Consider the following 12,898-nt stretch of genomic DNA (forward strand, 5'->3'; position numbering starts at 1 on the left):
TTCGTGCGGGTGCGGCTCTGCGTGACTCATCGAAGCCCCGGGGAACCCCTCAGGGGCAGGACGGCGTGCCCAGGGAACCAAGGCGGCTCCCCATCAGGACCGAAACAGCGTTGAACACGCCTTTCTGGAAGAGCAGGATGTTCAGCGAGCCGCCGTAGGCGAAGTGCCCGAGCTCGTCGCCCTTCTTGACCGGGACCGGCTCGCCGCCGACCGGAACCAGGGTCGACTGGTTGTTGACGAGCGACGGATACATCGCGCTGATCGTGTTCAGGCCAACCGGGATGACGGCGATGTACCCGTGCTTCTCGGTCTTGATGACGAAGTAGGAGCGGTGAAAGTCCTCGAAGATGCTGAAGTCCGTCGTGCTCTCGCCGACGTTGAAGATGGTGTTGAACCAGTGTTCCCCGTCCGTGATGCCATTGTAAATCCCAGGCACCTCCACCCCCTCGACGAGCTGGCCGGAGGCCGGGGCGTGGTAGCGATGGTAGTTGGGGGGCATGAGGACGCAGGAGACGGCCGTGCCGCCCTCGAACTTCGCTGCGTATTTCGACCCGTTGAGGAGCTGCGTGATGTCGAGCTGACGTGACTTCACGTCGAGCTTCCTGGTCAGCGTGAGGTCCGAGAGGATGAAGTTGATCTCCGAGTCGGCGGACGCCACGAGCACGCCGTCGTCGTCGGGAGCCGCGATGGGCCGGGGGTTCCTCGCGAGGTTGAGCCTGCGCGTGAAGAAGTCGTTGAAGGACTTGAAGCCACCCTTGGGGACGATGAAGTCCTCGAGGTGGGTCCCGGGGTCGCTCAGCCACGCGTCGATGTACTTGAGCGACTCCGGGGAGTCCATGAACCGCCCCCGCTCCTTGATGAACTTGACGGTCCAGTTGAAGATCTCGGTCGTGTACTCCTGGCTCGTCGTGCGGCTCTTGAACGTGTTCAAGAAGGCGAACGCGGACTTGTTGTCGAGGTAGAAGTAGGTGAAGGGCACGATCTTCCCGAGGCCTCCGGTCGGCTCGGGCAGGAACGTGAACCACTGCTCGAAGTAGCTCACGAAGTAGTCGGCGGTCGCTCCGACCCACGGGTTCTTCGACCCGTCCTCCACGAAGGGCTGCACTTGCGCGACGGCCTCGTTGAACGCCGCCTCGACCACAGGATTGGCCATGAGGAGCTTGAGCTCGTCGATCAACCTTCGCATCGCGGGCGTGAGCGGGATCTGCTGATCTTTCTTCTGGATTGCCATGGATTGCCTCTTGGGTTCGTCGTCAAGGATCAACTCAGTGTTTGCGCTCGGAGCGGCGGAGGTACCCCCCAGGGAAGACCGCCTCCTGCGGTTGCCCCGTCTTGGCCGTGGGAGGACGGACCGTCCCCGGCGCGAGGAAGGCAGAGTACCCCGTGGTGCCGGTCAGCGACAGCGACGACATCGGCACGTCCTGGGGGAAGATCTCGCAACCGGTCTTGCTGACGTTGTAAGCGACGCAAGCCTTCGTCTCGCACTGGTATCTGCAAAAGTCGAAGCACTTGTCCGTCAAGGACGCACACTCCTGCCCGGGACCTGGTACGGGCGTGGCGCTGGCCTTGCTCGAGGAGACCTTCATGCCGGTGAGGTCGGCATACGGAGGCTGGAGCGTATCCGGCGTCACGCCCGGCTTGCCTTGGCCAAAGTCGAGCAGGAAGCTGAAATCGGTCCCGAACGCGGTCTGCGCGACGCCGTGGCACCCCTTGCAGCCGCCCATGTTGTACGTCTTCCCGCCGTACACGGTGTTATCGCAGGTCCCGAACGTGTTGCCGCCGAAGCCGGGGCCGCTGAAGTTGTTGAGGAACTTGTCCGTCTCGACGAACAGGTTGGCCATGTAGTAATTGGGGTTCATGTTCAGGCACGTGCTCACGTTGCCGTCCTGCTCGCTGATGCAGGTGAGCCCCGCCTTCTCCTTGACGGCGTCCGGATCGCCGGGATTCGCCTTCGGCGGAGGGGTGCCCGTGATCCCGCAGTTGGTCACGTCGGCCTGCACGCCGATGAGCTGGTAGTTCGCCCAGACCGAGCTGAAACCTCTCAGCTGCTGGCGCATGAGAGCGTTCACCCTCTGGATGTCTTCCGGGATCGCGTGGTTCTGGGTACGGTCGTTGTTGGGGGTAGCGCTCTGCCGCGTCGCGGGCGTCGGCGCCGACGTCTCCGCTCCGTCGTTGTCGAGCGTGACGTACTGGTCGCCTGCGCTGGCCTCTCCGACGTGCTCGAAGGAGGTGAAGACGAAGTCAGGGTAATTCTTCATCTTTCTTATGATATGCAGCCCTATCAGCGCGAACGTGTCGTTGTAGTACCTGTACTTGTAGGTCTGCGACTCCGGATCGTATTCGTACTGATGGTAGACGGCCTTCGAGGTGTAATACTGGGTGGCGTCCTCGGACTTCAGCAGCTTTCGCCATGCGGCCTTGACCTCGATGGCCCCCTCGCTCGCGCCGTCGCCGCAGGGAAGGCAGATCGCTTGATCGGGCGGGCAGCTGCATTGAGCCGCATGGTCGTACTTCCCGTTCCGTATGTCGTTCTGGGCGTTGAGCTGGGCCGCGCACAGGCTCCCGTGGGGGCCGGTCCCATCGCATTCCGAAGAGGAGCCGCTCGCTCTTTCAGGGTTGTTCACCTTCGTCGTGAGGGCGCCCAGGTTGCCCACGTTTTGATCAGGGTAGTTCTGGCGGATGTACTCGTACTCGTCCCGGTTCACCTTCGCCTCGAACAGGACCAGCGAATCTTGCCTCCGAGCGCGCGGCTGCTGCGCGTACTGGCCGAAGAGCTGGCAGGAGGCGATCTCGCTATCCTCGTCCAGGTTGTTCCAGAGGCCCAGCTGTGCGTCGCTGGTCCCCTTGTAGAGCGTCACCTGGTAAGCATTCGCGTACGTGGGCGCGCCGAGCTTGTCCCAGGGGAGCGTGAGCGGCGCGTTGGGCCGGAGCTCGGTCTTGTGGGCATAGGTCTGCCAGACCAGGAGATCATTCGACCCGCCGAGAGCGTCGCTCTGGGGGGTCCCTCGCGGGATGGTCTGGCCGTCCGGCTGCGCGGCTTTGCGGTTCAGAGCGAGGAACTGCTGCCAGGCGAGCTCGGCGCTGTTCAATAAGGTGCTTGGCCGCGGCCATGACTGAGGCAAGCCATTTTGAGACGCCGCAAGGACGTTCTTCGCCCGATCTGCGTCGGCGCCCGACTGCGCCGCTGCGTCTGGCTGCCGCTGTTGCTGGGCGTCTCTCGGCAGGCCGCTCGAGGAGCAGTTCATCGTGGCGATCGCTCCACCCGCGATGAACGGAAAGGTCGCCGCCGCCCTGAGCATTCGAGATAAGCTTGTCATGATCACTGCGCTTCCTGCGTCTGGAGGAGTTGACGTTTCGGGTTCGGGTTGGCAGCGGTCCGGGTCCTGCCCGGGAGCAACCACCGTGATGGGATCGACTGCAATGGCGATGCCAGCCGCGACTGGACGGCTCGGCGCGGTCCGTCGCGGGGCTTCAGGGCGAACTCGGGCCGATCCGACCGGTGGAACGCCGGCGGCGATCCAGGCGGACATGCGGTAGGCGCGTCGGGCGGGGACCCCGCGCGGGGGCGGCGAGGCCTTGCGTCCCGAAATGAAGCGGCGCTTCCCGACGGGAGGCAAGGCCGGCGCCGTGAGGGGGCGGCGAGGCGCGTGCCCGGAAGGTCGGACGACCAGGCACCTGGGCGTGCTTCCTGGGAAGGAAGCGCCCCTGCGCCGGGGGCCCGGAGGGCCGGTCCAGGTGGCACATCGCTTGCTGTTCAACGCCACGCCAGCGAAGACATCACGCCAGCGAAGACACCACGCCAGCGAAGCGGGGCGCTCAGGCGCTGCTCCCTGACCGAGGGGAGCGCTGCTGCCGCGCCTCCATACCAGGCCTCTGCGATCAACGCTTACGGATAGAAGAGAACAACATGACCATGCACATCATTTTCCTGATTGATACCAATGCCATCCAGCAAGCTCCGGGGGGGCAGTTCGGCAATCCCGCCAGTTATCCGAAGGGGCACCCCCCTCTCAAGTACGGGAGAGGAGACAACCCCGACGCCTACACCAACCAGAGCGGGGATACCGCCGTGACCGTGGCCTTCAACGAGGAGGTGCTGATCTCCGTCCAGGACTCGAACTCCGGTATCAACGTGGCCTGTGCCCCGGTGGGCCTCGTCGCGATGACCTGGCAGGGCAACCCTGTCACCCTCGCTAACCTCACCGGCGGGGATGCGGTCATCGGAGACATCAGCTTCCGGGACGACCGCACCGACCTGTATGACTACAACTATGTCGTCGGCTCGAACTCTCCGTGGAGTCCGGACAACGAGAACGACAACTACCTGGTCACCCGCCATGACGCGACCCTGCTTTCGCCCGTGAAGCGCAACCCGTACATCGTTATCCCGGCGCTCACGGTCCCGGGCACGCTCCAGTACGGTCTCGAGTTCTACTGCGCGATCCAGGGAACCTTGGTCGGCACCTACTGGTTCGATCCCAAGATCACGATCTCGGCATCGGGGTGACCACGGGCGCCGGAAGGCCCGCTCGAGGGTGCGCCCGCGCGTCTCGGCGCCCTTGAGCATGCCGCCAGGATCTGTCGACCGCGCCCGGCCTATGGCTCGACCGCCGCGAGGCGGCGCGCGGCCGACTCGACCACCGCGAGCGGCGCGTGGCCACGGCGGGCGACGCGGGCGAAGGCGCCGGGCGTGATCCCGAAGGCGCGCCGGAAATGGCCGTGCAGCTGGCTCTGATCGCAGAAGCCGAGCGCGCTCGCCACCTGGCTCACCGGCATGCCCGCCGCCAGCCACGCGTACGCGCGCGCGATGCGCGTGCGCAGCACGTAGGTGTACGGCGGGATCCCGTGCTCGGCGCGAAACGCGCGGCACAGCTGGAAGCGATCGAGACCGGCCGCCGCCGCCAGCTCGTCGAGCGACAGGGCCTCGCCGAGGCGCGCGTGGATGAGCTCGACGGCGCGCCCGAGGCGGCCGCGCGCCACGCTGGCGTGCGGCCACGCATCGGCGCCGTCGAGCTGGCGCACCAGCGCGTCGAGCGCCTCGGCCACGACGACCTGACGCGTGAGCGGATCGGGCCGCCCGCGGTACGCACGGTGGAGGGCGAGCAACGGCCGGCGATCGGGGTGGCGCCGCTCGAGCAGCGGCACCCGCAGCGCCAGGCCCGGCCGCAGGCCGCGGCGCTCGGCCTGCTCGCGCACCAGCGCCACGTCGAAGGTCACGATCTGGAAGCGCGCCGGCCCGTCGCGCCGCAGATCTCTGTGCACGCTCGCCGGCGCGTCGAGGTGCAGGTCGCCCGGCGCGCTGGCCACGCCGCCGCGGCGCGACCAGAACTCCGCGTGCCCGCGATGGATCAGCGCCACCGCGTACGTCTCCTTGACCGCGCACCACAGCCGCTCGTCGGCGTCGACGAGCAGCGAGCGCACCCCGGGCACGTCGGCGTAGGCGCGCAGCTCGGTGCGCACGGGCGCAGCGTCTCTCGGCATCCTCCGAGGGTAGACCGACGCCGGCGGTCGCGCTCGCCGAAGCTCGCGCACGAACGCTCGAGAGCGACGCTGGCCGTCGCGCGCGCCAGCGTTGGCGCAAGGAAGCCCAAGACCGCGCCGCGGTCGCCCCGCATGCTCGGGCTCGACAGCGAGGAGCCCACGCATGAACGAACCGTCCGCCGCCCCATGCTCGCCGCGCGTCGCCGCCAGCGCCGCGTTCCTGTGCTTCGCCCCCGTCCTGGTCAGCTTCGCCGTCGCCCCCGGCGCGCGGTGGCCCGAGTACCCGGGGCTCGCCTTCCACCTCGCGGTCTTCGCGCTGGTCCCGAGCCTGCGCGCGCCGGAGTGGGCGCGGATGGCCGGCTACGGCTGGCTGTTCCTCGACGTGACCACCGGCGTGCTGGCGCTCAACGACGTGCCCCACGCCGTCGCCGATCCGGTGCGGCTCGGCGCCCACATCTTCGCCGGCATCTGGATCGTGTCGGCGTCGCGCGCCGCCTCGCTGCCGGTGAAGCTCGTCGGCGTCCCCGCCGGCGCCTTGCTGTTCGCCTACAGCTTCGTCTCGCCCTTCTTGCCCCCGACGGTGCTGGCGCCGGCGTCGCTCTTGATGATGGTCTGGTTCGCGCTCATCGCCTGGCAGAACGGCAGCCAGCGGCGCGCCTGACGCAGCCGCGCGTCAGAGGTGAGCGTATCCCGCTGGGCGCAGCGGTGACCACTCCACTGGATCAAGCGCTGGAAGGTGGTGGAGGCCAAGGGCGCCCAGACACCCGGCATCGTGAACCAAGCTTGCTACTCGGAGCGCTTGCCGGGCAGGCAGGCTCACGTTCATGTATCGGGTCTACGAGAGCAGAAGCTCTCGCTCGTTGCCGTCCGCGCTACGCAGCACGACCTTACCTCCCTCGTCGTGGGTCGTGGTGAGTAGCGCGTCGTAGACCGACAACGCCCTCCGGATGACCTCGGTGAGGCTATCCGCCTCGCTCAGCTCCCGGATACGCTCGAGCCTTTCGCGGACTCGCTCGGGCAGCTCCAGGTTGAGCCGTACCTTTGCTTCCTTGCTTGCCTGCCTTGACATAAGCACCTCGTCCGCGGGCCATGAGGACCCCGAACATAGCGACCGTCGTCAACATAACGTCCCGCCGCAGGTCCGGTTGGCCGCTCATGCCCTGAATGCCAAGCACAATGATCGCTGTAACCGTGATGGCGGCAGTAGGACCTAATGCAGCCATCGCTCGAGCGATCGCCCTCAAGCCGAACGGTCGCCTCGGCTCATCGCTGTCGATCTCCCTGTAGAGATCGTAGTTGTCACGAACTTTGTGAGAGAATTTGTCGTTCTTCTTGTTCATGCCGGCACCACGCTGCTTGTGGGCCGGAAGATCGAGCGACGCCGAGATCATTCACCATGATCACCTGCCGCTTCTGGAAGCACCTCAGTCAACCACGCTCGACCTGAGTGCCCTTCGGCCCTGTTGATATGTTTTCCCCATCGGAAGGGTCGTACTCGACGTCCGAACATGCCCGCATCCGGTGCTCGGGGATAACAACTCCGCGAGCACGACTGGCTTCGAATTTAACATACTCAGCTTCCTGGCTCGGATCGGCGTTCAAATGGTGATAGGGTGACCGTCGCCACCGATGTGCATGTTATGTGTGTCCCATGCGCATCGGGCAAGTCGAAACCTTGCTTTCCAGTCCATGGGTACCGTTGTGGCCTGGTGGGGCATGGGGGGCCGGTGGGGCGCTCCCGGTCCGGTCTCCTGGAGATGTCATACGGTACGTCTCTTGCAACACGCGGTCTGCTCCTGCGTTGCGCCGACGTCCCGCTCCCCGGGGGGAGAGGCCAGGTGAGGGCTTTCCAGCGTGGCGATGGCGCTGCTCGGTACGGGCTGCCTGGACGATCGACCCCGGCGGGAGCCCTTCGGGGCGACAGCATCCTCAGTCGATACCCTCCTTCATCACGTCGTCATGGATGTGGCTCGCGAGGTGCTCGATCAGCGCCCGGACCGCGGGCGGTAAGCCGCGGCGCGAGGTGAACACGAGGTGGACGATGCCCTCGGTCACGTACCACTCGGGGAAGACGCGGACGAGCTTACCAGCCCTCAGGTCCGCCGCAGCGATGTGATCGGGTAACAACGCCACGCCCAGCCCTGCGATGGCCGCCTCTCGCAGGGCGGCGAAATCGCCGCACGAGAGGCGCGGCGCGTGACGCACGACACGCGTTTGCCCGCCGGGCCCGACGAGCTCCCACGCATCCTCGCCGGCCTGCTCGCTCGGGCTGAGGGTCGGCACGGAGGCGAGCGCGGCGATCTCCGGCGCGCCGCCCAGGCGACGCGCGAGCGCGGGGCTCGCGACGAGGAGCCGGCGGCTCTTCGCGAGCGTCTTCCGGGTGAGCGCGGCGTCGGTGTCGAGCTTCGTGCGCACCCGGAGCGCGATGTCGATTCGCTCCTCGATCAGATCGACGCGCCGATTGGTGGGGATGACCTGCAGGGCGACACGCGGGTAGCGCTCCATGAAAGAGGGCAGGATGGGCCTGACCAGCTCCATCATGCCCGTGGGGCAGCTCAGTCGGACGAGCCCCTGCGGCTCGCCTTGCGCCTCGGCGACGATCGCCTCCGCCAGCGCCACCTCGCTCATGACGGATCGGCAGCGCTCATAGAACGCCTGGCCCACCTCGGTGACGCTGAAGCGGCGGGACGAGCGCTCGATGAGGCGAACGCCGAGCCGCGCCTCGAGCTGAGCTATCCGCCGGCTGAGCTTCGATTTCGGCTGCCGCAGCGCGCGCCCCGCCTTCGCGAACCCGCCGTTCGCCACGACCTCGGCGAAGAAGAAGAAGTCGTTCAGATCCTGCATCGGTGATCTCTTCGTTCCGCTAGCGGAACGCAGCGTGCCACGATCGCCGGCTGGCCGCCCCCCGCTTCGGCTCTAGATCCAGGGGGCCGGCGACGTTGAGCGCCGCGATCAAGGGACGGACACCATGAGCAACAAACTCCAGGGGAAGGTAGCGGTTGTCACGGGCGGCACCACGGGGATCGGCCTCGCGACGGCGAAGCGGTTCGGGGCGGAGGGCGCGCGCGTCTTCCTCACCGGGCGGCGGCAGGCGGAGCTCGACGCGGCCGTGAAGGAGATCGGCGAGAGGGCCACCGGCGTCCGGAGCGACGTCTCCAGCCTCGCCGATCTCGATCGCCTCTTCGAGGTGGTGAAGCAGCAAGGCGCCCCCATCGACGTCCTGTTCGCCAACGCCGGCGGCGGCGAGTTCGCCCCGCTCGGCGCGATCACCGAGGAGCATTTCGACAGGACCTTCGCCATCAACGTCAAGGGGACGCTGTTCACGGTCCAGAAGGCGCTGCCGCTGCTGCGCGACGGGGCGTCGATCATCCTCACCGGCTCGACGGCGGCCTCCACCGGATCCCCTGCGTTCAGCGTCTACAGCGCGACCAAGGCCGCGGTGCGGAGCTTCGCGCGCACCTGGGCGCTCGACCTGAAGGACCGCGGCATCCGCGTCAACGTGATCAGCCCGGGGCCGATCGACACCCCAGGGCTGCACGGGCTCGGCGCGACCGAGGAGCAGGCGCAGCAGTTCAAGGCGAGCCTCGTGGCCAGCATCCCCCTCGGGCGGCTCGGCCTGCCGGAAGAGGTGGCCAAGGCCGCCGTCTTCCTCGCCTCCGATGACAGCAGCTTCACCAACGGCGCCGAGCTCTTCGTCGACGGCGGCATGGCGCAGGTCTGAGCGCCCGGCGCGCGGTGGGGGCGGCACGACGGTCAGCCTGTCGCAGGGAGATACGCCGACGCCGACCGGCGCGCCCGCTCCTCCTGGACTGGCCGTTTCACCTCGAGATGGCGGTACTGACACGATGAGGAGGAGCGATCGACCTCGGATCGTTCAGCCGTGGTCACCTGGCTCGCCTTGACGCAGTGATGTCACCAGGGACGTACCGCGCAGTGACCGTAGCTGCCTGAATCCATGTTACAGTAGTACCCCGGGGAATACCATGTCTGACATTGACAATCATTGACGCATTTGATGGGACTGGTGTCACCACCCCATACTGCATAAGACTCGCAGTAGTAGCGGGTCAAGTCGCAGCGCTCCGTGAGGGGGCACTGGCAATCCTGGAAGCACGGTGTGTTGACCTCTTGCTCTGCCTGCCCGATGTCCTCCGCTGCGCTCTCGTCAGGGAGCGGCTCGCCCTCACCGCCGGCGCCGCAGCCCAAGCTCAGTCCGAGGAACATGGACGCCAACACCATCATCGTTTTCATGAAAACATCTCCTTGCTAGCGATTTTATGCCGGGGACCTGCGCACAGCGCGCCAATCCCTCGTGCTGCGTTTCGTTGGTGCCTGATCGTGACCGTTCACCGCCCGGACTGACTGAATCAAGGCACCATCGCGGAACGTGACCGTTCACGGGTCGAAATACTCGGGGACACGGACACACGCCGAATCGGCCACGGCCACGCGTGGAATCCGTGGCCGTGGCCGGTCCGTCCGTGCCCCGAAATCTCGTACGCGTCCCGGGTCGAGCGTGGCGTACGAAATATCACATAGCCGAGTGAACTCGTTGGATCTCTTGGTTTTGTAGGCGGCGCAATGGATCGTGCTCTTTGTGCGTTATATCAACTGCCGGTCGTTGACGGGAAATTCCCGGCATCGTCGCGCGTGTCGCGAAGCGCGTGACGCCGTGGCTCCGAGGGCGCGGTCTCGTCGACGAGCGCGCCGCGGAGGTCTCCGGCTTCAACGCGCACGCCGGCGTCACCGCGCGCGCGGGCGACCTCGAGGGGTTGGAGAGGTTGACGGAGCCCTCACCTGGAGATGTTCCGCCATGCATCGAGTGTGCGGATTCCCTCTCCCGTCCACCCTTCGATGAGGTCGGCCCACGCCTTGGCGGCGCGTGGGCCGAGCTTGGCTTCGTACTGGTTGCCCGCTCGTCCGGCGCGGTAGGCCTGTCCTTGGACGGCCTCCATCAGGCCCACCACGACGAGGTTCTGGGCTGCATCGTCTCCGTGGACGAGCACGTGCTCGATCACGTCGAACACCGCTTGCACCCAGGGCGCCTTGCAGCCGCTCGCGAGTGCGTGGAAGTGCCGTCGTCCCATGTCGGCGATGCCTGGGTGATCGAACCACGATTCGTGTTTGCGTTCGGCGTGGAGCCTCTGGCGAAAGCGTGGCCAGGCGGCCGCGAAACACGCGATCGCGGCTGCGGCGCCTTCTGGATGGGGATCGAGCGCGGGCTCCTCCGGCGAGCGTGGGGGAGCTGCGCGCTCCGCGAGCGGCGCCGGCAAGAGCGTGCGATCGACGTAGCCATTCGTGGCTGCCCAGCGGAGGATGGCGAAGCTCTTGCGCCGCGAGCGCCACCCACGATCGTGGGCGTTGTCTCCGATCGTCGCTTCCACGAGCTCCGCCCGCACCTTCGGATCGAGGTCCGGATGCACGAGCGCACAAGCGAATGCGTCGTGGGCATCGTAGGAGCGTTTCGCGCGTGGGCCACGAGGGTCGTCCGCTCGGTAAGCGCTCTGCGCGGCGGCGAGGACCGAGGGAGCCGGGAAGTACCCGCGCGACGATAACAAGAGCCGCGCGAGCTTGGCGGGAGGTCGCGGGAAGAGCCCTGGCCAGACGAGATCACCGGGCGCCCCCTGTGCGGTTCGCACGAGGAGGAGCAGGTCCGCAGCGTCGTGCGGCGGAAGGGGCGCGAGCGGAGGAAAGGGGGCGGTTGCCAGGAAGGAAGCGAGGGGCATGTGGGCGCGGCGGCATGGTGTCTATTTGCCGGAACATTGATCACGTTAAAACCCGAGAATTTAACAGGGAGGCGGGGAGGCGGGGAGGAAGAAAAAAAATGAAGTTCTTTCTCTTGCCGTCTCTCGCTCCCCGCCTCCCCGCCTCCCCGCCTCCCCGTTAAATCTCCGCTTTTTCTCGTGACTTCAAACCTTGTGTCGCTCTAGCGTATATCAATCATTGCATCGGCGCAGGCGCAGCGTCCGGCGCGGGCGCAGGCGCAGGCGCAGCGTCGGGTGCGGGCGCAGGCGCAGCGTCCGGCGCAGGCGCAGGCGCAGGCGTGGGCACCGGGGCTGTCGCGGGCTCCGCCTTGGTTGGCTCCGGCCTGCAGGGCACGCAGGGCGGCAACGCTGGCACCTTCGAGCCCACGGCATAGGAGAGCGTGAGCAGGATGTTGTTCTGCACCTGCCAGGCGTCGATGAGCTGCGGCTGGCGCACGACGTGGAGCTGGTAATCGAGGGACGCCCACTCCACGAGCTTGAAGGAGAGCCCCCCGACGATGTCGACGTTCATGAGGTCCAGCGCGCCGCGATCATCGCCCGCGTCCAGATCCGAATACACGATCGGCAAGAGGACGGCGACGCCCGCCTTGTACGTGATCTGCTTCTCACGGAGCGCGCCTGAGGCCTCGATGACAGCCTCGGCGCCGAGCTGGTTATAGCTCGAGAGCTCGCTCACCTCCACCTCGGGCGTCCCGTCGTCGTCCCCCAGGGCGAGCGCACCCGACGCAATAACCTCCTGCGCGCCAGCGCCGGCGCGCGCCTCCACAAGGGCGGACTCCCGATTGACAGGCTGGACGAAGACGCCGAGCGACTGCTTGAGCGTCGCTGGCTGGAAAGGATCGCTCAGGTGAAGGCGCGTCCCGGTGATCGCCTCGGTCGTCCCGTCCGCACGCGTGATCGCGTAGGTCGTCGGCGCCGAGCGCGGGTCGCTGCCAGCGAACAGCTGCGTGTCGAGGGCGAAGCGACCGAACGGCCCGAACCAGGGCACGACGTGGTAGAGGTAAATGGCCTCGAAGGCGAGCGCGTCGCGCGTCTTGACCCAGGCCTCCAGGGCCGGCGTGCGCGTCACGCCAGCGCCAGCCCCGAGCGTCATGCGGAGCTCATGGGCGGCCTTGTTGAAGTCGAGGGAGCCCTCCAGAACGAAGCCCGCGGATATGCCTGTCCCGTCTGCCTGCCCGACGACGCTGCGATTGTTGGCCAGGTTGAACGTGCCGCCGAGGAGCAGCCCCGGTGACCAGCCCTCCACACGCCCCGGATCGGTCGCGGGCGCTTTGACGTACGTGGTCTCCACGGAAGGGGCCGACTGCGCAGAGGCCCCGCGAGCGAGGAGACCGACCACGGCGCACGCTGATGCCACGAGCCCGAAGCGTTCTGAAGAGATTTTCATGGGATATCCTCGGCGATTGTACGGAATCGGGTACAAACACGGGCCTCTATAGCACACGAAGCGTTCGACGAGGATCGAACGTAAAATAGCTCAGAAGAGATCGGCGCCGTCGACTGGGTTCCCTTCCGACCGCTGGGGTTAACGACATGCCCTGCGACTGGCAACGATCGTCGTCGTGCTCTCGGGGCGCGTCGCCGCGCTCCTCTGCTGGGGCTCCCGTTTCCGCGAGGGCAAGACTGCCCTTCCCCGCCCGCGTCTACAGCGC

10 protein-coding genes are annotated in these 12,898 nt (G+C 66.8%); 3 read left to right on the forward strand and 7 right to left on the reverse strand.

What is annotated here, in order from left to right:
• Window positions 1–49: 49 nt before the first annotated feature.
• Window positions 50–1,231, reverse strand: coding sequence for a phosphatidylserine decarboxylase (locus WME85_RS40165; protein ID WP_437828891.1), 1,182 nt, complete (start codon window positions 1,229–1,231; stop codon window positions 50–52).
• 34 nt (window positions 1,232–1,265) lie between these two features.
• Entirely contained in the window at window positions 1,266–3,089 is a 1,824-nt protein-coding gene (locus tag WME85_RS40170; RefSeq protein WP_437828894.1) for a hypothetical protein, read from the reverse strand.
• A gap of 818 nt (window positions 3,090–3,907) precedes the next feature.
• Here WME85_RS40170 and WME85_RS40175 point away from each other — a divergent pair.
• Window positions 3,908–4,507: a hypothetical protein gene (locus WME85_RS40175; RefSeq protein WP_437828896.1), complete on the forward strand. Its 600-nt coding sequence runs from the start codon at window positions 3,908–3,910 to the stop codon at window positions 4,505–4,507.
• Between the two features lie 89 nt (window positions 4,508–4,596).
• On the opposite strand, the gene WME85_RS40180 is transcribed toward WME85_RS40175, so the two are convergent.
• Window positions 4,597–5,481: a helix-turn-helix transcriptional regulator gene (locus WME85_RS40180; protein ID WP_437828898.1), complete on the reverse strand. Its 885-nt coding sequence runs from the start codon at window positions 5,479–5,481 to the stop codon at window positions 4,597–4,599.
• Window positions 5,482–5,644: 163 nt separating this feature from the next.
• On the opposite strand from WME85_RS40180, the gene WME85_RS40185 reads away from it, so the two are divergent.
• Window positions 5,645–6,142: a hypothetical protein gene (locus tag WME85_RS40185; RefSeq protein WP_437828900.1), complete on the forward strand. Its 498-nt coding sequence runs from the start codon at window positions 5,645–5,647 to the stop codon at window positions 6,140–6,142.
• A 174-nt stretch (window positions 6,143–6,316) separates the two neighbouring features.
• Here the strand turns inward: WME85_RS40185 and WME85_RS40190 are convergent, their stop codons facing one another.
• Both WME85_RS40190 and WME85_RS40195 read right to left on the reverse strand, forming a co-directional pair.
• Window positions 6,317–6,550 (reverse strand): ribbon-helix-helix protein, CopG family, encoded by a 234-nt coding sequence (locus tag WME85_RS40190; protein ID WP_437828903.1) that lies wholly within the window; start codon window positions 6,548–6,550, stop codon window positions 6,317–6,319.
• A gap of 860 nt (window positions 6,551–7,410) precedes the next feature.
• Window positions 7,411–8,325, reverse strand: coding sequence for a LysR substrate-binding domain-containing protein (locus WME85_RS40195; protein WP_437828905.1), 915 nt, complete (start codon window positions 8,323–8,325; stop codon window positions 7,411–7,413).
• A gap of 124 nt (window positions 8,326–8,449) precedes the next feature.
• Between WME85_RS40195 and WME85_RS40200 the strand changes: the two genes are divergently transcribed.
• Window positions 8,450–9,202, forward strand: coding sequence for an SDR family oxidoreductase (locus WME85_RS40200; protein WP_437828907.1), 753 nt, complete (start codon window positions 8,450–8,452; stop codon window positions 9,200–9,202).
• Window positions 9,203–10,274: 1,072 nt separating this feature from the next.
• Here WME85_RS40200 and WME85_RS40205 read toward each other — a convergent pair.
• Entirely contained in the window at window positions 10,275–10,904 is a 630-nt protein-coding gene (locus tag WME85_RS40205; protein ID WP_437828910.1) for a DUF7674 family protein, read from the reverse strand.
• Window positions 10,905–11,421: 517 nt separating this feature from the next.
• Window positions 11,422–12,633 (reverse strand): hypothetical protein, encoded by a 1,212-nt coding sequence (locus WME85_RS40210; RefSeq protein WP_437828913.1) that lies wholly within the window; start codon window positions 12,631–12,633, stop codon window positions 11,422–11,424.
• Window positions 12,634–12,898: the final 265 nt, after the last annotated feature.

It is taken from the genome of Sorangium sp. So ce1153 (genome assembly GCF_051521595.1).
Taxonomy (GTDB): Bacteria; Myxococcota_A; Polyangia; order Polyangiales; family Polyangiaceae; genus Sorangium.

What these genes read in the sequence shown, in the direction of transcription:
- WME85_RS40165 (WP_437828891.1), bottom strand. Translation starts at nt 1,231, where the DNA reads ATGGCAATCCAGAAGAAAGATCAGCAGATCCCGCTCACGCCCGCGATG.
- WME85_RS40175 (WP_437828896.1), top strand. Translation starts at nt 3,908, where the DNA reads ATGACCATGCACATCATTTTCCTGATTGATACCAATGCCATCCAGCAA.
- WME85_RS40180 (WP_437828898.1), bottom strand. Translation starts at nt 5,481, where the DNA reads ATGCCGAGAGACGCTGCGCCCGTGCGCACCGAGCTGCGCGCCTACGCC.
- WME85_RS40185 (WP_437828900.1), top strand. Translation starts at nt 5,645, where the DNA reads ATGAACGAACCGTCCGCCGCCCCATGCTCGCCGCGCGTCGCCGCCAGC.
- WME85_RS40190 (WP_437828903.1), bottom strand. Translation starts at nt 6,550, where the DNA reads ATGTCAAGGCAGGCAAGCAAGGAAGCAAAGGTACGGCTCAACCTGGAG.
- WME85_RS40195 (WP_437828905.1), bottom strand. Translation starts at nt 8,325, where the DNA reads ATGCAGGATCTGAACGACTTCTTCTTCTTCGCCGAGGTCGTGGCGAAC.
- WME85_RS40200 (WP_437828907.1), top strand. Translation starts at nt 8,450, where the DNA reads ATGAGCAACAAACTCCAGGGGAAGGTAGCGGTTGTCACGGGCGGCACC.
- WME85_RS40210 (WP_437828913.1), bottom strand. Translation starts at nt 12,633, where the DNA reads ATGAAAATCTCTTCAGAACGCTTCGGGCTCGTGGCATCAGCGTGCGCC.